Origin of the sequence: Herbiconiux ginsengi, from assembly GCF_900107435.1 — a bacterium.
Taxonomy (GTDB): domain Bacteria; phylum Actinomycetota; class Actinomycetes; order Actinomycetales; family Microbacteriaceae; genus Herbiconiux; species Herbiconiux ginsengi.
In genome coordinates this window covers 531,308-549,662 of sequence record NZ_FNPZ01000001.1, presented here as the reverse complement: position 1 = coordinate 549,662, position 18,355 = coordinate 531,308, and the positions used below count along the sequence as shown (strand labels likewise).

Here is an 18,355-nt window from a genome sequence, read left to right as displayed (position 1 = left end):
GCATGGTCAGCGCTGAGCAGGTCACCGATCCGATCGCCTTCCACGCCGAAGGGGCGGTGTGGTCGGAGGCCTGGGGCGGCCTGAAATGGGTCGACATGTTCCGCGGCGACGTGCTGTCGCTCGGCGCCGACGGGGCGGTCGACCGGATGCCCACGGGGTCGACGATCGCCGCGATGGTGCGCCCTCGGGTGGGCGGCGGCTTCGTGGTGGTGACCGAGCGCGAGTTCACCCTGTGGGGAGCCGACGGTGGGCGCGAGTGGGCGAGCGAACCCGTGTGGGCGGCGAGTGCGGGCATTCGCTTCAACGAGGGCGGATGCGACCCCGAGGGGCGGCTGCTCTGCGGCTCGATGTCGTACGACATGATCCCGGGGGCCGGAACCCTGTGGCGGTTCGGTGTCGACCGATCGATCGAGCGGATGTTCGACGGGGCGACGATCTCGAACGGCCTCGGCTTCACCGCCGACGGCTCGCGGATGTTCTACGTCGACACGCCCACCCGACGCATCGACGTGTTCGACTACGCCGCCGGGGTGCTGAGCGACCGGCGGCCGTTCGTGCACGTGGCGGAAGGAGCCGGCGATCCCGACGGGCTCTGGGTCGACGACGAGGACGGCGTGTGGGTGGCGCTCTACGGTGGCGCGGCGGTGCACCACTACGACGCATCCGGAGCGCTGGCGGATGTGGTGGAGCTGCCGGCCACGAACGTCACCTCGTGCACCTTCGGCGGCCCTGCGCTCAGCACGCTCTACATCACGACCTCGCGCGAGAACCTGGCCGACGGCGAGCAGCCGCTGGCGGGTTCGGTGTTCGCCGCTCCGGCCGGGGTGCGCGGCTTGCCGGTGCGCGCGTTCGGCGGCTAGGCCTCGGTGCTCGCTAGGCCTCAGTGCTCGCTAGGCCTCAGAGCTCACTGGGCCTCAGAGCTCGATGGGCTCGATGAGGGTCGGGTCGTCTTTCGCCACCGAGGTGTCGCGCACGTTGTTGACGCGCTTCGAGACGGGGTAGGTGGTGATCGTGCGGGCCACGGCGAGCGACGAACGGTCGAGCATGGCCACGAGGCCCTCCTTCGCCGAGGGTTCTTCGACCTTGATGGGCTCGGTCCACTCGTCCCAGGTGTCGGGGGTGAGGAACACCGGCATGCGGTCGTGGACTTCGCCCGAGGCGTCTGCCGCCTCGCGGGTGATGATGGTGAACGATAGCGCCCAGCCGTCGGCCTCCTTCTTCAGCTCGTAGAGCCCGGCGGCCGCCAGGATGCTCTCGGGCCCGTGGATGTAGTGCGGTTGTTTGCCGGTGGGCGTGGCCTCCCACTCGAAGTAGCCGTTCATCGGCACGATGCAGCGCCGCTGCGCGAAGGCGTTGCGGAACAGCCCGTTCGTGGCCACGCTCTCGAGCCGGGCGTTGATCGGAGCCGGGCCACCCTGCTTGGCCCAGGCGGGCCGCAGCCCCCACGCGGCCGAGTCGATCTCGCGCACCAGCTCGCCGTCGATCAGGCGTTCGCGCACGATCGGCGAGGTCTCGGTGGGCGCCACGTTGTACGACGGCCGCCAGTCTTCGAGCTTGCCGCCGCGGGCCACGAACTCGGTGATGAGTTCATCCGTCTCGGCGCTCATCGTGAATCGGCCGCACATTCCGCACCGTCCTCCCGGTCGCTGGGTCTGCTTCTACGCTAGTCGCCGCCACCGACAGCGGGGCGGGGGTGCGGGTGGGGGTCGCCCGCGCTCTCGTCCCGCTCCCGCTTCCGTTCTTCCCGCGCCGGTTCGGCGTCGTGCAGGGCGCGTAGCAGCCGGTCGAGCGAGCCGTCGGTGCTCGAGAGCACGGCACCCGGATGCGGCCCGGCGAGCCGCAGGGCGTCGGCCCAGGCGAGCAGACCGGCCGAACGCGAGGCGAGCACCACCGCGTTGCCGGTGTGCGCATCCCGCAGCACGGAGGCCGGGCCGATCACGAGGAGGTGCGGCAGCACCGGCGTCAGGGCGGCGAGCTGTTCGCGCAGGGCCGGGAGCCCGTCGTCGTCGGCCACGTTCACGGCCAGCACGCCGTCGGGAACCAGGAGGTCGGCGGCGCGCTCGAAGAACGCGGTGGTGCGCAGGTGCGGCGGTGTGGTGGTGCCCTGGTAGAGGTCGGCGACGACGAGATCGGCCTGCCCGCCGAGAAAGGGCGCGAGGTCGGCGAGCCGCTCGGCCGCGTCTCCCGGATGCACGGCGAGCTCGGTGCCGGCCGGCAGCGGCAGGTGGGCGGTGACGAAGTCGACGAGGTTCTCCTCGAGCTCGACCACGTGCTGCTCCGATTCGGGTCGGGTCACCTGCACGTACCGCGGCAGGGTGAGCGCGCCGGCCCCGAGGTGCACCGCGGTGAGGGGTTCGCCCGGCATCCGGATGCGGTCGATCGCGTTGCCGATGCGCCGCACGTAGTCGTAGAACAGCGTGCCCGGGTCGCCGAGCGAGACGTGCGACTGCGCCGAGCTGCCGATCGAGAGCACGAAGGAGCCGGGTACGACGGGATCGGGCGCGATCTCGGCGAGCGAGCCGCTCGGCTGCAGCACGGTGGTGGCGAGGCTCATGCGGGGGCTCCGGCCGCGCCGCCGGGAGGGGGCGAGGTGACGTTCGGGTCGGCCGTGGCGACGTTCGCATCGGTCGGGGTGGTCCCGGCTGCAGGGTCGGCATCGGCGATGGTCGCCGGCACGCCGAGGAACCGGCCGTAGCGGGCGACTTCGCGTGCGAATCCCGTCTGGTCGGCGCGGCTCAGCGACGTGAACGGCTCGGCGGAGACGGTGGCCTTCTTCGGCGTGACGCTGCGCCGCCAGGTGCCTACGATCGTTCCGCGCGACACGATCATCGGCAGGAACATGCCGTTGTTGCCCGGCACGATGCGGGCGGCGAACTCGGCCGGCAGGGCGTGGGAGCGGTCCTGGTAGCCGAGCAGGTATTCGTCGAAACCGGGGAGGGCGTGAACCACGGATGCCCTTCGGGGCGGCGACGGCGGGGCGTCGGCCGGGTCGCGCATCCAGTAGCTCACACCGTCGATATCGGTCTCGACCAGTCGGTCCCGAACCAGCGCCAGGCCCCGTTGCGCATCGATCACGGTCGTCTTCGACCACCAGCAGAAGTCCTTCAGGGTGGCGGGGCCGTGGCCCGTGACGTAGCGCAACACGAACTCGGCGAGGGAGGTGTCGCGGTCGGGGTGCGGATCGCGGGTCGGGGGCGCCCAGTCGTCGAGCAGCACGAGCGCCTGCTGGGTGCCGCGGGTCGGACCCCAGCAGAGCAGCCCGTCGTGGGCGAGCCACCAGATGATGTGCACGCCGCGCTGGCCCGTGGTGGAGATGCCGTCGGCCTCGAGCAGGGCGAAGAACTCCTCGCGCGAGAAGGAGCCCCCGCCGCGCAGCTCGGCCTGCGCGATGCGTCGGGCCCGGGCGAAGACCGTGTCGTCGAGTTCGAGCTGCCGGTGCCGGGCGGCGACCCCGGTGACGGTCTTCGCCGCGGTGAGGGAGAGCATCCAGCGCAGGTCGTCGGGCGTGCTGAAGTGCAGGGTGCCGCGCATCGGCCAGGAGCGCACCACCTGCGCGCTGTCGAGGGCGGCTGCGACGTCGGTGCGGGTGCTGCCGGGGGCGCGGAGTCCGAGAGCCCAGACGGCCTGCCCGAAGTCCTGGGCCTGCACGGCGAGCAGGTGGTGCGCGACCTCGGCGATGCCCGGGCCGCCGCCCTCCTGACCGGCCGGCCGAACCGGTGGTGCGATCCACTGCGTCTCGAGCCGCTGCCGCAGCAGCTCCCGCGTCGCTGCGCGGCCGCCCGCCGCCGATTTCGCCATGCGCCCAGTATGCCTGCGCGCGGCGGCGCCGGCCGGGATCGCTCCCCCCGAGATCGAGCCACATCGAACGTGGACAGCGGGGCGTCGGGCGAGCAGAGTGGATGCAGGCGTGCGCCGGCGCACGCCGTCCCGATGGGAGGACGAGATGACGACCATGCAGGCGCTCCGATCGCACACGCGCGGCGGGCCCGAGACCTTGGTGTTCGAGACGGCGCCGGTTCCGGTTCCGGGCCCCGGGGAGATCCTCGTCGAGGTGCACGCCGCCGCCATCACGTTCGCCGAGCTCAGCTGGGACGAGACCTGGCAGAACGCCGACGGCTCCGACCGCACGCCCATCATCCCGTCGCACGAGGTCTCGGGGGTGGTGGCCGCACTCGGTGAGGGCGTGACGGAGTTCGCGGTGGGCGACGAGGTCTACGGCCGCATCCGCTTCGACCGCGACGGCGCGGCCGCCGAGTACGTCGTGATGGAGGTCGCGGATGCCGCGATCCGCCCGCACTCGGTCGATCACGTCGAGAGCGCGGCGCTCCCTCTCGCGGCCCTCACGGCGTGGCAGGCGCTCGTCGACCACGCGCGGGTGCAGCCGGGCGAGCACGTGCTGGTGCGCGGCGCCTCCGGAGGAGTGGGGGTGTACGTGGTGCAGCTGGCCCGCATCCTGGGAGCCAGCGTCAGCGCCACCGCGCGGGGCAGCGACCTCGGCCTGGTGCTCGACCTCGGCGCCGACCTCGTCATCGACTACGCGAACGCCACCGACGACAACGTGCTGCAACCCGCCGACGTCGTGATCGACACGGTCGGCGGGCCCACCCTGGCGCGTGCGTTCGAGCTCGTGAAGCCCGGTGGGCGGCTGGTGACGCTGACGGCGCCGCCACCGCCCGAGCTGACGGAGGGGCGCGATGTGACGGCGACGTTCTTCGTGGTGGGCGCCGATCCGGCGGAGCTGCGACGACTCGCCGAGCTCGTCGACGACGGGAGTCTGCGGCCGATCGTGGCCGCGACGTTCCTGCTGTCCGAGGGCCGGGCCGCGTTCGAGGAGGGGCCGCGGCTGCACAAGGCGGGCAAGACGGTTCTCGTCGTGCGCCCCTGAGGCGCTCCGGCCTCCCGGGAGCAGGCGCCGCCGTGTCGGGACCTGGGGTCACCGTGGGCCGTCAGGAGCGGACGAGGGCGATCGCCTGGGCCCGGTCGCGCACCGCGAGCTTCGCGAACAGGGCGTTGATGTGGGTCTTGACGGTCGCCACGCTCACGAACATCCGTGCCGCGATCTCGGTGTTGGAGAGTCCGTCGCCCACCAACGCCAGCACGTCGGCCTCCCGCGGGGTGAGGGAGGGGAAGCGGATGCGGAGGGCGTCGGGGGTGGACCGATCGGCGGCGGTCGCGGCATCCGCATCCGCTCGCCCGGTGAGGGTGTCGATCAGCCGCGCACCCACCTCGGGTGCGAACGTCGACTGACCCTGAGAGACCGAGCGGATGGCGGCGGCGAGCTCGGCGCGTCCGGCGTCTTTCGTGAGGTAGCCGCGGGCGCCGGCGCGGAGGGCGCCGACGATCGAGGCGTCGTCGGCGTAGGTGGTGAGCACGAGAACGGCGGTGCCGGGCCGGGCGGAGAGAATGGCGGCGGTCGCTGCGGCGCCGTCGAGCACCGGCATCCGCAGATCCATCAGCACGACATCAGGCTGCTCCGCCGCGGCGCGGCGCACCGCGTCGGCGCCGTCGGATGCCTCACCCACCACCTCGACGTCAGGCAGCAGCGAGAGCAGGGTCACGAGCCCGTCGCGCACGATCGCCTGGTCGTCGCACACGAGCACCCGGATGCGTGCGCCCTCGCCCGCGAGCCGTGGCGGCGTCATGACGCCCCCGCCTGTCCGCGCGATGTGTCGGCGGTGGGACGGGTCGTGGTCATGACCGCCTCCACCCGGGCGAGCACGACGAAGCGCCCGTCGTGCTCGCCGGCGTCGACGCTCCCGCCCCGCACCGCGCCGAAGCGCTCGGCCATCCCCTCGAGTCCGTGCCCGCGATGCCCGTGCGCCGCCGCCACGCTCCCGCCCGCGACCGCGTCCGGCGAGGTGACGGACGCTGCCGGCGAACCGCTCGCTTCGGCCGGTGCGGCGGGCGCGGCAGGTGCGGCGAGGGTGCCGGAGGACGGAGCCGTGGCCCGAGCGGACAGGGCCAGCGGGTTCTCCACGCGCAGGTCGAGAGAGCCGTCGCCCGCCCAGCGGAGCTCCGCGGTGACCGGGCGGCCCGGCGCGTGCTTGCGGGCGTTGGTCAGCGACTCCTGGAATGCCCGGCGCACCGCGACCACGGCGTCGGCATCGAGCATCCGCGCCGACGGCGACGCCGACGGGGGAGGCTCTTCGGTGTCGATCACCGTGAAATCGATCGTGCCGCCGAGCGCGCGGTGCGCATCGGCGAGCACCCCGAGCTCGCGCACCAACTCGCGGGCCGCGTCGGAAGATGGGCTGCCGCCACCCGCGCTGCTACGGCTCGCACCGGCCGCGTCTGAGTCCGTCTCCTCGTCTGCGGCATCCGCCACGCCCGTCGCCGCGCCGGCAGCACTCACGTCGCGCAGTGCGTCGACCGCGCGCCGGGCCTCCGTGAGCCCCGACACCGCGAGCTCCCGGGCGTCGCGCACGCGACCGGCCGCATCGTCTGTTCGCCCCGCCTCGAGCAGTGCGTCGACGGCGTCGAGCTGGATCACCAGGCCACCCAGACTGTGCGCCAGCACGTCGTGGATGTCGCGAGCGACCTGTTGACGCGACGCGAGCACCGTCGCCCGGGCCATCTCCTCGCGCGCGGCGACGCGCTCCTCGAGCAGCTGCCGGGCCTGCGCCTCCGCCGCACGGAATTGCCGGCGGCTCAGCCCGGCGAGCACGGCCACGACGATCCCCGCCTCGATCGAGAGGATGCCGAGCGGGGTGATGGGCGAGGAGAGACTGGAGATCGGCACGATCACCACGGCCACGACACCGAGAGCGATCGCCTGCCAGAGCGGCCTGCCGAGGTCGGCCATCATGAGCACCAGCCCGACCGCCACCGTCACGACGAGCACGCCGTTGCTCGGCACGACCACCACCGCACTGCTCAGCACCATCACGGTGAGCAGGGCAGTGCCCGCGGTGGTGAACCGCCGCGGAACGAAGAGGGTCGCGACCCAGCAGGCCAGGGCCAGCCCGACGAGCACCACCACCCAGGCGTCGGCCTGCGGCAGCGTGTCGCGCCAGGCGAAGAACGCCACCACCGCCACCCCGAGCAGGGTGAGCGCGCGGCTCAGCCAGGTGCGGCCGCCGTCGGGGGAGGTGATCACGGTTCCATCATCCCGCTCAGGCGGCGACGATGCGCATCCGCTCGATCCGCGCCATGAAGACGAGCGTGCGCGCCGCCCGGTTGGCTGCGACGACGATGAGGATGGCGCCGACGGTGACGGCCAGCTGCGAACCGGCGGCACCAGCCCAGACGTCCATGCCGAGGCGCACCGCGATGAACACGAGCCACAGTCCGATGCCCCACCATCCGGTGCGGCTCTCCACGATCGGCGCCACCTCGCCCGCGGACGGCCGGCCCCGTGACCCTGCCTTGGCCTCCCACGCCGCAAGCGCCTGCTCGGTCACCGGCCGGAAGTGGGCGATCCACCCCATCACGGCCCCGACTCCGAGCGAGATCACGATCTCGATCGCCATCACGCCGACATCGAACGCTGAGACCGTGCCGAGCGAGGTGGTGCCGCCGATCTGCACCAGTCCGATCACCGTGAACAGCAGCGCGGAGCGCCACATCCGGGGGATCACCACCGCTCGCCACTGGGTCTGCCGGTAACAGATCCAGCCCACCACGAGCAGGATGAGCACGGTGCGGATGACGACGTCGTACGACATGGGGTCACTCTCTGAACGGGGGCCGAACGGATGCGTCGGCCTGGTCATCCCAGACTCGTCGCCGGCCGTGCGGAGCGGCACCACCCGGGGGTGGAGACCGGGTGGAGATCCGTCGGGGGGATTCGGGAGGCCGTGCTCGGCGTGGCACACGCTCGGGAGGTCTCAGCGGCTCCCGAACCGCGCCTGGCATCCCGAAGCGCGAACGGCGCCTCCGTCAGCGCGTGGTCGCGAGCGCCGTCGCGATGCCGAAGAGCACGGCGGCGGCGACGCCGGCCAGAGCGCGCACGTGGTTGCCGCGGGTCCAGGCGGTCACGTACTCGCGCCACGCGGGAACCGCATCCGTCGACCCCGCGTCGAGTCGGTCGATCGCGTTGTTGCGCGGCACGTGGAACCCCACGGTCAGGCCCACGACTCCCACGAGGTAGACGGCCTCGCCCGCCACCGCCCACCACAGCGCCGCCCCGGCCGCGGTGACGACGAGCAGGATGCACGCGGCGAGCCCCGCGAGCAGGGTGCCGAAGAGGGTGATCATGAGGGGCGGGCGCACCGCGGTGCGGTTGATGGCCTGCATGACGGTGAGCCCTGCCGAGGGCGGCGCGTCGCCGAGGGCACGCATCACGAACCCGGAGAAGGCGAAGAACACACCGCCCACCACGGCGGCGCCGAGCGCGCTCGCCCCGGTCACGGCGACGACCGCGACGACGGCGGCGAGTGGTTCGCTCATGCTGCCATTCTGGGGCCGGGGCCGCCTCGCCGCCAGATCCGTCCACTGCCGCATCCCAGGAGGAGCCGGCGCGTTTCCGGGAGAGACCGCCCGTCAGCGCCGGAACGCGGCCGCGATGCCCACCACGACGAGGGCGACTCCCGCGGCGATGACGCCGACGAAGGCCCAGAGGTAGCGGTCGGCGTCGATCCCGGGGCCGAACTGGGCGAGGGCGACGAAACCGCAGAGTGCGAGGAGCAGCATGCCCCAGACGATCGTGCCGAATTGGGCTGGGTGGGGGCGCTTCGTCACGTCGACGGGCGGGATCGGTGCCGAGTCGGGCGTCGGGGTCACACCGGACGCCGGGAAGGGCGGCGTCGGGGCGGTCGGTGCGGTCGGTGCGGCTGATGCCGTCGCTGCGGGGGTGGTCGGGGTCGACGCGGCCGGAGCAGAAGGCGGCGTCGGGCCGGGTGCGGGAGCCTGCTCGGCTCCCGCGCCGGCGAGGTTCAGGTCGTCGGTCATGGTCTCTCTACCTTTCGTTCTCGGGCACGAGGGTGACGGTTCCGGCGAGCACCCAGACCCGGATCACGGGAACCCCGGCGGCCTTGGCGTCGGCGACCCGACCGGCGTCCGATCCGGCAGGGATCCCCGTCGGCGATCCGGAGGCCGGGAACAGCCGGTCGTCGTCGATCAGGATGCCGCTGCGCTCGGTTCCGAGCGTCGAGGTGACGGTGCCGGCCAACACGTGCGACTCCACCACGAGCGGCACGCCCCTCGGCAGCAGCACCTCGCTCTGACCGGCTCCGAGCCATACGTCGATGGCACCGTCGGGCGATGCGGCAGTGAGATCCGTCGTGTCCACCACCGTCTTTCCGGCGATGACCAGGTAGCTGTCGGGCCCGTCGGAGACGGCCTGGCTCACGTCGATGTTCTGGGTGCCGAAGGGGAGCACCGCGGTTCCGGCCGGCAGCACTCCGGTGAACACCACGACGGCCGCGAGCAGGAGCGCGAAGGGTCCGAGACCGCCGCTCGTGCGGCCGCGGATGCCCGCGATCACGATACCGGCCGCGATCACGACGAGTGCCGCGATCGACACGACGAGCACGAGCTTGCCGCCCGGCACCACCGCGCCGTAGCCGATGCCCACCACGGCCGCCGCCACGAGGGCGATGCCGAGCACGACCGAGGCGAACGCCGCACCGGCGCCGCGGGGTTGCGGATGCGCAGCGCGCCAGGCCGCGGCCCGGGCTCGGGCGGCCTCGTGTGCGCGTTCGTGCCGCTCGCGGTTCGTGCCCTGGTTGGTCCAGTCGGTGTGCGACCAGGCTCCGGCGGGCGGAACGGATGTCGCGGACGCGGATGGCGCGAAGGCGGCAGCGGGATCGGGTTCCGAACCCCCGGGTGTCGTCGCGGCATCCGGTGTCGCCGTCGCGGTCGGAGTTCCGGTCGCTGCCGCCGTCGCTGCGGGAGATGTCGCTGCTGTCGTCGCTGCAGCCGTCGGCGCCCAGCTCGGAGCGGTGCCCGCGGCGGGCGAGTACTCGGGGGCGGGTGCCGTGAAACCGCCCGCGGTGGGGCCGCCCGCATCCGGTCGACCCGCATCCGGCTGGCCCGGTGCCGGCTGCCGCGGAAGGCTCCGCGCGATGGCGACGGTGAGCCAGATCGCCCCCGCGATGAGAGCGAGCACCCAGAGTGTGCGCAGCGTGACCTCGAGCCAGTCCGGCATGCCCCACACGTTCGGGGCGCCGTCGAACCAGATGCCGCGCATGAACGGGAGGAAGGTGAGGACGGCGGCGATGCCGATGAAGATCATCGGATAGGTGAAGACGCCGTGCACCGCGCTCTCAGCGTGGATGTGACCGCGCGAGTCGGGAAGCAATGCCCAGCCCGCCGCGTAGGCGAGGAAGACGGGGCCGCCCAGGATGGCGATGACGATCGCGATCCCGCGCACGAGCCGCACGTCGAGCCCTGTGCGGGCAGCGATGCCGGAGCAGACTCCGGCGACCCAGGCGTCGTCACGGCGCGTGATGCCGAGGCTGCGGATCCAGGCGAAGAAGGAAGCGCCCACCGGTCGCGGCGGAGCGGGAGGAGCGGAAAAGGGAGGTGGCGTGGACATGCTTCGATTCTGGCGACCGGGACGGAGGCGCCGGTATCGGGGATGACCCTGATTCGACCCTGAGATCCGCCCCGGGGAGTGTGGTCGGGGTGCGTGACCTGCTTGGATGCTGGAATGGACACCACCGCCACGATCGTGCGCCCGCGCCTGCGCGTGGTGGGCGGGGTGTGCGCGGGAGTGGCCGATCATCTCGGCGTGCCGGTGGCGGTGGTGCGCACGGTGGCCGTGCTGCTCGCGCTCTGCGGTGGGGCGGGCATCCTGCTCTACGCCTGGCTCTGGGCCACGACACCGGTGGCGGAGGCGGCCCGTGAACCGCGGATGCGGGAGAGTCTCACCTCGCCGGCCGGCTCTCGCACCTCGGGCGCTGCGGGCGAGCCGGGCGGCGGTCCGCGGGCGGAGCAGCTGCGACGCGCCCCGGTCACCGAGATCCTCCTCGGCCTCGCGCTGATCGGCGCGGGCGGTGCGCTCGTGGCGAGCCGCCTCGGGGTCGAGGTGCCGCTCGCGGTGGTCATCCCCGGCATCGTGGTGCTGGCGGGAGTGGCGCTGGCCTGGCGCCAGTTCGCCGACCTGCGCGCCGGCGGAACCGCCTCAGGGCCGACTCTCGTGGTGCGCTCGCTCGGCGCGCTCGTGCTCGTGGCCACGGGCATCCTGCTCTTCTTCATCACCGGTGAGACGCCGAATGTCTGGACCGTCGTGGTGGCCGCGGTCTCGGTGCTGCTCGGGGTGGGACTCGTGGCGCTGCCCTGGGTGGTGCGGCTCGCGCGCGACCTCGGGGCGGAGCGAGCCGCGCACGAGCGCGCGGCCGAGCGTGCCGAGATCGCCGCGCACCTGCACGACTCGGTCTTGCAGACGCTCGCCCTCATCCAGCAGAAGGCCGGGGCGCAGAGCGAGGCCGCCCGGCTCGCCCGGGCCCAGGAGCGGGAGCTGCGCGACTGGCTCTTCGACACGGCACCGGCCGACGATCGCGATCTCGCGAGCGAATTGCGCCGCCTCGCCGCCGTGATCGAGGAGGACCACGCCGTGCGCTTCGAGCTCGTGACCGTGGGTGCGTCGGTGCCGGCGCCCGAGAGTCTGCTCGCGGCGGGGCGCGAGGCGATGCTCAATGCCGCGCGGCACGCGGGCGGCGACGTCTCGATCTTTCTCGAGGTGGGGCGGGAGCGGATCGAGCTCATCGTCACCGACCGCGGCCCGGGCGTCAACCTCGACGCGATCCCGGCCGACCGGCTCGGTGTGCGGGAGTCGATCATCGGGCGGCTGAAGCGGGCGGGCGGCACCGCCGCCATCGGGCCGGGGCGCGGGGGAACGGGCACCGAGGTGCGCCTCACCCTCCCGGTCGCCGCGACGGCTGCGTCGGCGCAGGGCGCGGGGCCGCTCGCGCCCGAAGCCGCGGTGCCCGCCGGCCCCGCGCCCACCGAGCCCGCCTCATCCGCTCCGGCCGACCCCGCCCGCCCCGCGGGGTCCGACTCACCTGAGCCCGCGTCATCCGGTGCCGAGCGAGAGAATGGAGCACCATGACCGAGCTGCGCATCGCCATCGTCGACGACCATTCGATCTTCCGCTCCGGGCTGCGTGCCGAGCTCGATGCCGGGCTGGAGGTGGTGGGCGAGGCGGCGACCGTCGATGAGGCCATCGCGCTCGTCGGGGCGGTCCGGCCGCGCGTGGTGCTCCTCGACGTGCACCTACCGGGTGGCAACGGCGGGGGTGGCGCGGAGGTCATCCAGCGCTCGGCTGCGTCCTCGCCCGAGACGCTCTTCCTCGCGCTGAGCGTCTCGGACGCCGCCGACGACGTCGTGCGCGTCATCCGCGCCGGCGCCCGCGGTTACATCACGAAGAGTTCCTCGGGTGCGGAGGTCTCAGATGCAGCGCGTCGCGTGGCCGACGGCGACGCCGTGTTCTCGCCCCGGCTCGCGGGTTTCGTGCTCGACGCCTTCGGTGCGGCGGCCGGTGAGACGGCGGCCACGCACGACGAGCTCGACCGTCTCTCGCAGCGCGAGCAGGAGGTGATGCGGCTCATCGCGCGCGGCTATTCCTACCGCGAGGTGGCCACCGAGCTCTACATCTCGGTGAAGACCGTCGAGACGCACGTGTCGGCCGTGCTGCGCAAGCTGCAGCTCTCGAACCGCCACGAGCTCACGGCCTGGGCCCTCGAGCGCAAGCTCCTCTGACATCCTCGCCCGCACGTCCTGGGGCAACGCGGTAGTGGGCAAGCTCGCCGAAGACCTCCGTGCCGAATTTCCATCGATGAAGGGGTTCTCGCGATCGAATCTCTTCTACATGCGATCGTTTGCTCAGGCCTGGCCTGAGTTTGGAGCAAACGTCCAGGCAAAAGTCCAGCAAGCTGCTGGACTCCTTCCTTGACCTGTCCGACGACGTCGCCGAGCGGGAGCTCGAGCAAGGGCTCATGGACCGCCTGGTCGAGACGTTGCGCGAGCTCGGGTCCGGATACGCGTTCGTCGGGCGGCAGGTGCATTTCGACGTCGGCGGCGACGACTTCTACCTCGATCTGCTGTTGTTCCATGTCGAGCAGCTGAGGTACGTCGTGATCGAGCTGAAGACCGGGAGGTTCCAGCCGGAGTACGCCGGTCAGCTCGGCTTCTACGTCGCGCTGGTCGACGATCGGCTCAAGAGACAGGCGCACGACGCGACCGTGGGCATCCTCATCTGCGCTGGCCGCAACGATCACACCGTGCGGCATGCCCTGAGCGGATCGACGGCGCCGATGGCCGTCTCGACGTATGCCTACGAGTCGCTGCCTGAGGCGGAGCGCGCTGCGCTGCCGGATGCCCGCCGGCTGATCGATGCGCTCACCGGCGACGTGCTCGGAGGAGAGACCGGGGTCAGGCGTCGGGCATAGCGTCGTCGTCGGCGGGCGAAGTGCCGCTCGGAGACGGACGCATCCGGAGGCCGAGGAACGAGAGCACCAGGATGAGCACGGCGCCCGCGAAGATGGCTACGTCGGCGATGTTGCCGATGAACCAGTTGCCGTAGGCGATGAAGTCGACCACGTGGCCGATGCCGAAGCCGGGCTCCCGGAACAGCCGGTCGGCGAGGTGCGTGACGGCGCCGCCGAGCAGCAGTCCCCACGCCACCGACCAGGCGAGCGATCTCGTGCGGTAGGCGATGACGCCCACCCCGATGGCGGCGAGGCCCGCGAGAACCGCGAAGATCCAGGTGAACTGCTCGCCGATCGAGAATGCGGCACCGGGGTTGTAGATCAGCTGCAGTCCGAGCAGGTCGCCGAGGAGGGGGATGCGTTCGCTGGTCGAGAGCGCCGCCTCGGCCCAGAGCTTGGAGAGCTGGTCGGCGGCGATCGTCGCGATCGCGATGGCCGCCGTGATCAGGGGCGCCCAGCGCGTGAAGGTCTGGCGGCGGCTGCGGGGCGAGCTGGCGGAGTCGGCCGATGCGGCCGCATCGGCCGCATCGGCCGGGGCAGCCGGGTCGGCCGGAGCGGGTCGGTCGGCCCGCTCGGCCGGGTCGGGGGAAGCGTCGGACATGTCTCCATCCTCTCAGCCGCAACCCCGCCCGCCGCACCCGCCCGGACCGACGACCGCCGTTCGGGCGACGCTCCAGCGCGTGGTCGTGAGCCGGCGGGCATAATCGGAGGATGAATCCGCTGGATGCGCTGAACGAGACCGCGTTCCTGCTCGAGCGCGAACTCGCCCCCGGCTTCAAGGTGAAGGCGTTCCGCCGGGCGGCTGCCGTGGTGGCGGAATGGACGCCCGACGAACTGGCGGCACGCGCATCCGATGGTCGGCTGAAGGCCACGAAGGGCATCGGATCGCGCACTTTCGAGATCATCACGCAGGCGCTCGCCGGCCGGGTGCCCGACTACCTCGCCGGCCTGCGCGAGCGCACGACCACGACGCTGCCGGGCGAGGTGGCCACGCTGCGGGAGCAGCTGCTCGGCGATCTGCACGCGCACAGCGATTGGTCGGACGGCACCACCGACATCCCGAGCATGGTCGCCGCCGCGCGGTTCCTCGGGCACCGATACCTCGCCCTCACCGACCACTCGCCGAACCTCACCGTCGCCAACGGGCTCTCGCCGGAGCGCCTCGAGGAGGAGCTCGATGTCGTCGCCGAGCTGAACGAGTCCGACGCGACCGGCCCCGACTTCACGCTGCTCGCGGGGATCGAGGTCGACATCCTGGAAGACGGATCGCTCGACCAGGAGAAGGCTCTGCTCGACCGTCTCGATGTGGTGGTGGCGAGCGTGCACTCGAAGCTCCGCGCCGACTCCGCGACGATGACGAAGCGGATGCTCGCCGCGATCGACGATCCGCGCACCGACGTTCTCGGCCACTGCACCGGGCGGCTCGTCGAGGGAACGCGCGGAACCAGGCCGCCCTCGGAGTTCGACGCGGCGGCGGTGTTCGCGGCCTGTGCGGCGAACGGCGTGGCCGTCGAGATCAACTCGCGGCCCGAGCGGCAAGACCCGCCCGACGACCTCATCCGGCTCGCTCTCGACACCGGATGCCTCTTCAGCATCGACTCGGACGCGCACGCCCCCGGGCATCTGTCGTTCATCGACCTCGGCGCCGCCCGCGCGGTCGCAGCCGGTGTGCCGCCCGAGCGCATCGTCACGACGTGGAACCTGCCCCGCCTCCTCGACTGGACGGCCCGCCGCTAGCATCGTCGTCGCCCGTCGCCCGTCGCCCGTCGCCCGTCGCCCGTCGCCCGTCCCCCGTCCTCCATCCGTCCTCCGTCCTCGGGTCCCCGATGATTCGGGACGGTGAACGAAAGCCGCGGGCCGCGCTCAGCCGCCCCAGGGTGAGGCCGAGGCCAGAGGGTCCGACCGCAGGCCGGACCGTCCGACCTCAGCCGAACATGTCGCCTCGCGCCGCAGCAGCGGCGGCGCGAGCAGTGCGCTCGCCCAGCCGAAGGCCGGGCGAGCGCAGGAGCGGCGAGGCGGTACCCTACCGGTCGTAAGCGCCCCCTGCGAGGTCCTCCAGGAGTGTCGGCCCCGTCGGCGTCCAGCCCAGCAGCTCCTGCGTGAGCGCGCTCGACGCGGGGATGTCGAGGCCGAAGAAGGCGCCGATCCAGCCGAAGTGCTCGGCCGCGGCATCCGGAGCGATCGACTGCACCGGAACCCCGAGCTGCCGGCCGATGGCCTCGGCGATGGCGCGCGCCGGAACGCCCTCCTCACCCACACCGTGCACAACCGAGCCTGAGGGCGCCTTCTCGAGGGCGAGCCGCACCATGCGGGCGGCGTCGCTGCGGTGCACGGCGGGCCAGCGATTCGTGCCGTCGCCGATGTAACCCGAGACGCCCTTCGCGCGGGCCACGCCGGCGATGGTCGCGATGAAGCCGTGATCGCCGCGGCCGTGCACGGTGGGCGAGAACCGCAGACTCACGGGATGGATGCCGCGCTCGGCGAACGAGAAGGCGAGCTGCTCGGCTCCGCCGCGGGGCGCATCCGGCCCGCTCGTGCGGTTCTCGTCGCGTTCGGTGGCCACCCGGCCGGGCGCGATCATCGCGACCCCCGAGGCGAAGAGGAGGGGATGGTTCGAGCCGGCGAGGGCGTCGCCGAAGGTCTCGAGGGCGGCCCTCTCGGTGTGGCCGGCACCCGCGAAGTCGGAGAAGTCGTGCTTGAAGGCGAGGTGGATGACGGCGTCGGATGCCTCGGCGCCGGCCCGGAGGCTCGCCAGGTCGTCGAGGCTGCCCTTCTGGACGTCGGCGCCCGCCGCGCGAACGGCGGCGGCCGACTCGTCGGAACGGGCGAGTCCGACGACGTCGTGCCCGGCGGCGAGGAGTTCGGGAACGACGGCGGAGCCGATCCAGCCGGAAGCTCCGGTGACGAATACACGCATGAGAGTGATCTCCTGTCTTGATGTCAGTAACTGTCATCAGGCTAGCACTCCATGTCAGGCAATGACATCACTAGGATGGACCCCGTGGGACGATGGGAACCGGATGCGGCGGGCCGCCTCGCGCAAGCAGCGCTGGAACTCTACGCCGAGCGCGGATTCGAGCAGACGACCGTGCTCGACATCGCCGAGCGCGCGGGCGTGACCGAGCGCACCTTCTTCCGGCATTTCGCCGACAAGCGCGAGGTGCTCTTCGACCGGTCGAACACCTTGCAGGAGGGAGTGGTGGCCGCCATCGCGGCGGCGCCCGCCGATCTCCCGCCGCTCGAGGTCGTGGGCACTGCGATGGAGCAGGCCGGGGTGTTTCTCGACGACCGCCGCACGTACGCCCTGCAACGCTCGGCCGCGATCGCGGCCAATCCGAGCCTGCAGGAGCGCGAGCTGCTCAAGATGGCGCACCTCGCCGCCGCCGTGACGGCAGCGCTCCGGGCGCGCGGCGTGCCTGCGCCCGCTGCGGGCGTGGCGGCGCAGGCCGGTGTCGCCGTCTTCCGGCTCGCCTTCGAGCGCTGGGTCTTCAACCCCGCGTCTGTGCCCTTCGCCTCCTGCGTCCGCGACACCCTCGCAGAGCTCCGAGCCCTCGCCGCTCCACCACCCGCTTCCTGAGCAGTGCGCCGTGATCCGGCCGGCTACAGGGTGCGGGACTCACCGGGCGCCAGCAGCACCAAACGGTCGCTGAGCCCCTCCGACTCGAAGGCCGCCGCCAAGGAGGCCTGCGACTGGGTGAAGTGCGCCCAGCCCTCGCTGTGCACCGGTACCACCGCTCGCGTGCCGAGGATGCCCGCCGCCCGTGCCACCTGCGGGCTGGTGAGCGTGAGATAGGCGTCGAGCCGCGCGACCCGGGCCCCGCCACCGAAGAGCACCGCGATCTCCACTGGACCGAGATGGTGCGCCACCTCTTCCACCACCCGCAGCGACGCGTTGTCACCGCTGACGTAGGTGGTGGGCAGGCCGTCGCCGTGCAGCACGAAACCGATCACCGGCCCCGACGACGCCTCCATGCCGTCGGGCCCGTGGATGGCGGGCACGGCCACCACGCGCAACACGCCGCCGTCGGGGCGGGAGAGCTCCGTGTGCGTCCACGGCCCCAGCCCCACCGCGGTGCCGCCCAGCCGCTCGGCCGCCGCCTGGGTGGTGACGACGACCGGCACCGAGGGGAGGTAGGCGCGACCGGCCTCGTCGAGATTGTCGGCGTGCTGGTCGTGCGAGAGCAGCACCGCGTCGACCACCCCCACGTCGTCGGCCGTGCGAGCGGGCCCCACGAGTTTCGTGAGCGTCGACGCCCCCGAAGGCTGCGGCCCGGGCGGGCTGAACGTCGGATCGGTGAGGATGCGCATCCCGCCGATCTCGATGAGGGCCGTGGGGCCGCCGATCAGCTGGACGGTGACGGGTGACGTGGTCATGCCTCCATCGTGCCTCCTGGCGGCCCCACCGGTGGGCGCGGCGGGGGGATCTGTGGACGGGAATTCCCGCCTGTGGAGAACTCCGCGCTCAGTCGCCCTGCAGCACCTCGGCCGCGAATCCGGCCGCGCGCATCCGCAGACTCTCGATCCGCTCCGAACGCGCCGCGTCGACGTCGAAGCCGATGTAGGCCACCGGCGGCGTCTTGCGCACGTTCGCCGAGCACTCGAACTCGGCGCAGACGAGGGTGCCGACCGTGTTGCCGTTGCGCCCACCCGCGCCCGAGCGCCGGGCGCTGAAGAACACGACGTCGTTCGGCAGGTGCACGTCGCGGCACCAGGAGCATTGCGCGCGGGTGCGCGGCGTGGCCTCGGCCTGCCGCAGCATGACACCCACGGGCGAGCCGTCGACCGGAATCACCACGAAGGCGCGGCGCGGATTCTTGCGGTCGCGCCAGCCGAGGTAGTCGAGCTTGGTCCAGTCGATCTCGTCGAGACCGGTGGGCAGGGCGAGGTCGTTCAGTTCTTTGCGCGTCGCATTCACGAACGACGCGCGGATAGTGCTGTCACTCAAGGGGAGCATGATGTCGCCAATCGATTCGGCCCGCACCGGC

The 18,355-nt window shown here is 72.4% G+C and carries 19 protein-coding genes and 1 pseudogene; 7 read left to right on the top strand and 13 right to left on the bottom strand.

Features of this window, described 5'->3' with window-relative positions; all coding sequences use genetic code 11:
* The first annotated feature begins 2 nt into the window (after positions 1 to 2).
* On the top strand, positions 3 to 860 hold the full coding sequence (locus BLW00_RS02655) for an SMP-30/gluconolactonase/LRE family protein (protein ID WP_092548766.1): 858 nt from the start codon (positions 3 to 5) through the stop codon (positions 858 to 860).
* A 54-nt stretch (positions 861 to 914) separates the two neighbouring features.
* Here the strand turns inward: BLW00_RS02655 and BLW00_RS02650 are convergent, their stop codons facing one another.
* From BLW00_RS02650 to BLW00_RS02640, 3 genes are read right to left on the bottom strand one after another with little or no spacing between them, the layout of a single operon-like run.
* Positions 915 to 1,625, bottom strand: coding sequence for an SOS response-associated peptidase (locus BLW00_RS02650; protein WP_092548763.1), 711 nt, complete (start codon positions 1,623 to 1,625; stop codon positions 915 to 917).
* Positions 1,626 to 1,663: 38 nt separating this feature from the next.
* A complete protein-coding gene (locus BLW00_RS02645; protein ID WP_092548760.1) occupies positions 1,664 to 2,554 on the bottom strand; it encodes a spermidine synthase in 891 nt (296 codons plus the stop codon).
* On the bottom strand, positions 2,551 to 3,798 hold the full coding sequence (locus tag BLW00_RS02640; protein ID WP_175494104.1) for a winged helix DNA-binding domain-containing protein: 1,248 nt from the start codon (positions 3,796 to 3,798) through the stop codon (positions 2,551 to 2,553). Before BLW00_RS02640 ends, BLW00_RS02645 begins: the two co-directional genes overlap by 4 nt.
* A 145-nt stretch (positions 3,799 to 3,943) precedes the next feature.
* Between BLW00_RS02640 and BLW00_RS02635 the strand changes: the two genes are divergently transcribed.
* Positions 3,944 to 4,885, top strand: a complete 942-nt coding sequence (locus BLW00_RS02635) for an NADP-dependent oxidoreductase (protein WP_217634269.1) — start codon at positions 3,944 to 3,946, stop codon at positions 4,883 to 4,885.
* 61 nt (positions 4,886 to 4,946) lie between these two features.
* Here BLW00_RS02635 and BLW00_RS02630 read toward each other — a convergent pair whose 3' ends face one another.
* From BLW00_RS02630 to BLW00_RS22815, 6 genes are all read right to left on the bottom strand, one after another.
* On the bottom strand, positions 4,947 to 5,642 hold the full coding sequence (locus BLW00_RS02630; protein WP_092548754.1) for a response regulator transcription factor: 696 nt from the start codon (positions 5,640 to 5,642) through the stop codon (positions 4,947 to 4,949).
* On the bottom strand, positions 5,639 to 7,096 hold the full coding sequence (locus tag BLW00_RS23725; protein WP_092548750.1) for a histidine kinase: 1,458 nt from the start codon (positions 7,094 to 7,096) through the stop codon (positions 5,639 to 5,641). Before BLW00_RS23725 ends, BLW00_RS02630 begins: the two co-directional genes overlap by 4 nt.
* A gap of 16 nt (positions 7,097 to 7,112) precedes the next feature.
* Positions 7,113 to 7,664, bottom strand: a complete 552-nt coding sequence (locus BLW00_RS02620; protein WP_092548747.1) for a hypothetical protein — start codon at positions 7,662 to 7,664, stop codon at positions 7,113 to 7,115.
* Positions 7,665 to 7,878: 214 nt separating this feature from the next.
* On the bottom strand, positions 7,879 to 8,388 hold the full coding sequence (locus tag BLW00_RS02615) for an anthrone oxygenase family protein (protein WP_175494103.1): 510 nt from the start codon (positions 8,386 to 8,388) through the stop codon (positions 7,879 to 7,881).
* Positions 8,389 to 8,481: 93 nt separating this feature from the next.
* Positions 8,482 to 8,889 carry a hypothetical protein gene (locus BLW00_RS02610; protein ID WP_092548740.1) on the bottom strand — a complete coding sequence of 136 codons (408 nt, stop codon included), beginning with the start codon at positions 8,887 to 8,889 and terminating at the stop codon, positions 8,482 to 8,484.
* Positions 8,890 to 8,896: 7 nt separating this feature from the next.
* The gene (locus BLW00_RS22815) at positions 8,897 to 10,477 is read right to left on the bottom strand and encodes a PspC domain-containing protein (RefSeq protein WP_175494102.1); all 1,581 of its coding nucleotides are present in this window, start codon (positions 10,475 to 10,477) and stop codon (positions 8,897 to 8,899) included.
* A 114-nt stretch (positions 10,478 to 10,591) separates the two neighbouring features.
* On the opposite strand from BLW00_RS22815, the gene BLW00_RS02585 reads away from it, so the two are divergent.
* The 3 genes and pseudogenes from BLW00_RS02585 (at position 10,592) to BLW00_RS22805 (ending at position 13,331) form a co-directional block, all read left to right on the top strand.
* Entirely contained in the window at positions 10,592 to 11,992 is a 1,401-nt protein-coding gene (locus BLW00_RS02585) for an ATP-binding protein (RefSeq protein ID WP_092548728.1), read from the top strand.
* A complete protein-coding gene (locus BLW00_RS02580) occupies positions 11,989 to 12,642 on the top strand; it encodes a LuxR C-terminal-related transcriptional regulator (RefSeq protein WP_092548725.1) in 654 nt (217 codons plus the stop codon). Before BLW00_RS02585 ends, BLW00_RS02580 begins: the two co-directional genes overlap by 4 nt.
* A gap of 1 nt (position 12,643) precedes the next feature.
* Positions 12,644 to 13,331, top strand: a pseudogene (locus BLW00_RS22805) (PDDEXK nuclease domain-containing protein).
* Here the strand turns inward: BLW00_RS22805 and lspA are convergent.
* Positions 13,315 to 13,971 carry a signal peptidase II gene (gene lspA, locus BLW00_RS02570; protein WP_092548723.1) on the bottom strand — a complete coding sequence of 219 codons (657 nt, stop codon included), beginning with the start codon at positions 13,969 to 13,971 and terminating at the stop codon, positions 13,315 to 13,317. The pseudogene BLW00_RS22805 and the gene lspA overlap by 17 nt on opposite strands.
* A gap of 110 nt (positions 13,972 to 14,081) precedes the next feature.
* Here lspA and BLW00_RS02565 point away from each other — a divergent pair, with 110 nt between their 5' ends.
* Complete coding sequence (locus BLW00_RS02565) at positions 14,082 to 15,107, top strand: PHP domain-containing protein (RefSeq protein WP_092548720.1); 1,026 nt, start codon at positions 14,082 to 14,084, stop codon at positions 15,105 to 15,107.
* A gap of 286 nt (positions 15,108 to 15,393) precedes the next feature.
* Here BLW00_RS02565 and BLW00_RS02560 read toward each other — a convergent pair whose 3' ends face one another.
* On the bottom strand, positions 15,394 to 16,287 hold the full coding sequence (locus tag BLW00_RS02560; protein ID WP_092548717.1) for an SDR family oxidoreductase: 894 nt from the start codon (positions 16,285 to 16,287) through the stop codon (positions 15,394 to 15,396).
* 84 nt (positions 16,288 to 16,371) lie between these two features.
* On the opposite strand from BLW00_RS02560, the gene BLW00_RS02555 reads away from it, so the two are divergent.
* Positions 16,372 to 16,947, top strand: a complete 576-nt coding sequence (locus BLW00_RS02555) for a TetR family transcriptional regulator (RefSeq protein WP_092551861.1) — start codon at positions 16,372 to 16,374, stop codon at positions 16,945 to 16,947.
* 23 nt (positions 16,948 to 16,970) lie between these two features.
* Here the strand turns inward: BLW00_RS02555 and BLW00_RS02550 are convergent, their stop codons facing one another.
* Both BLW00_RS02550 and BLW00_RS02545 read right to left on the bottom strand, forming a co-directional pair.
* A complete protein-coding gene (locus BLW00_RS02550) occupies positions 16,971 to 17,744 on the bottom strand; it encodes an MBL fold metallo-hydrolase (protein ID WP_092548714.1) in 774 nt (257 codons plus the stop codon).
* Between the two features lie 88 nt (positions 17,745 to 17,832).
* Positions 17,833 to 18,324 carry an FBP domain-containing protein gene (locus BLW00_RS02545; RefSeq protein ID WP_092551858.1) on the bottom strand — a complete coding sequence of 164 codons (492 nt, stop codon included), beginning with the start codon at positions 18,322 to 18,324 and terminating at the stop codon, positions 17,833 to 17,835.
* Between the last annotated feature and the right edge of the window lie 31 nt (positions 18,325 to 18,355).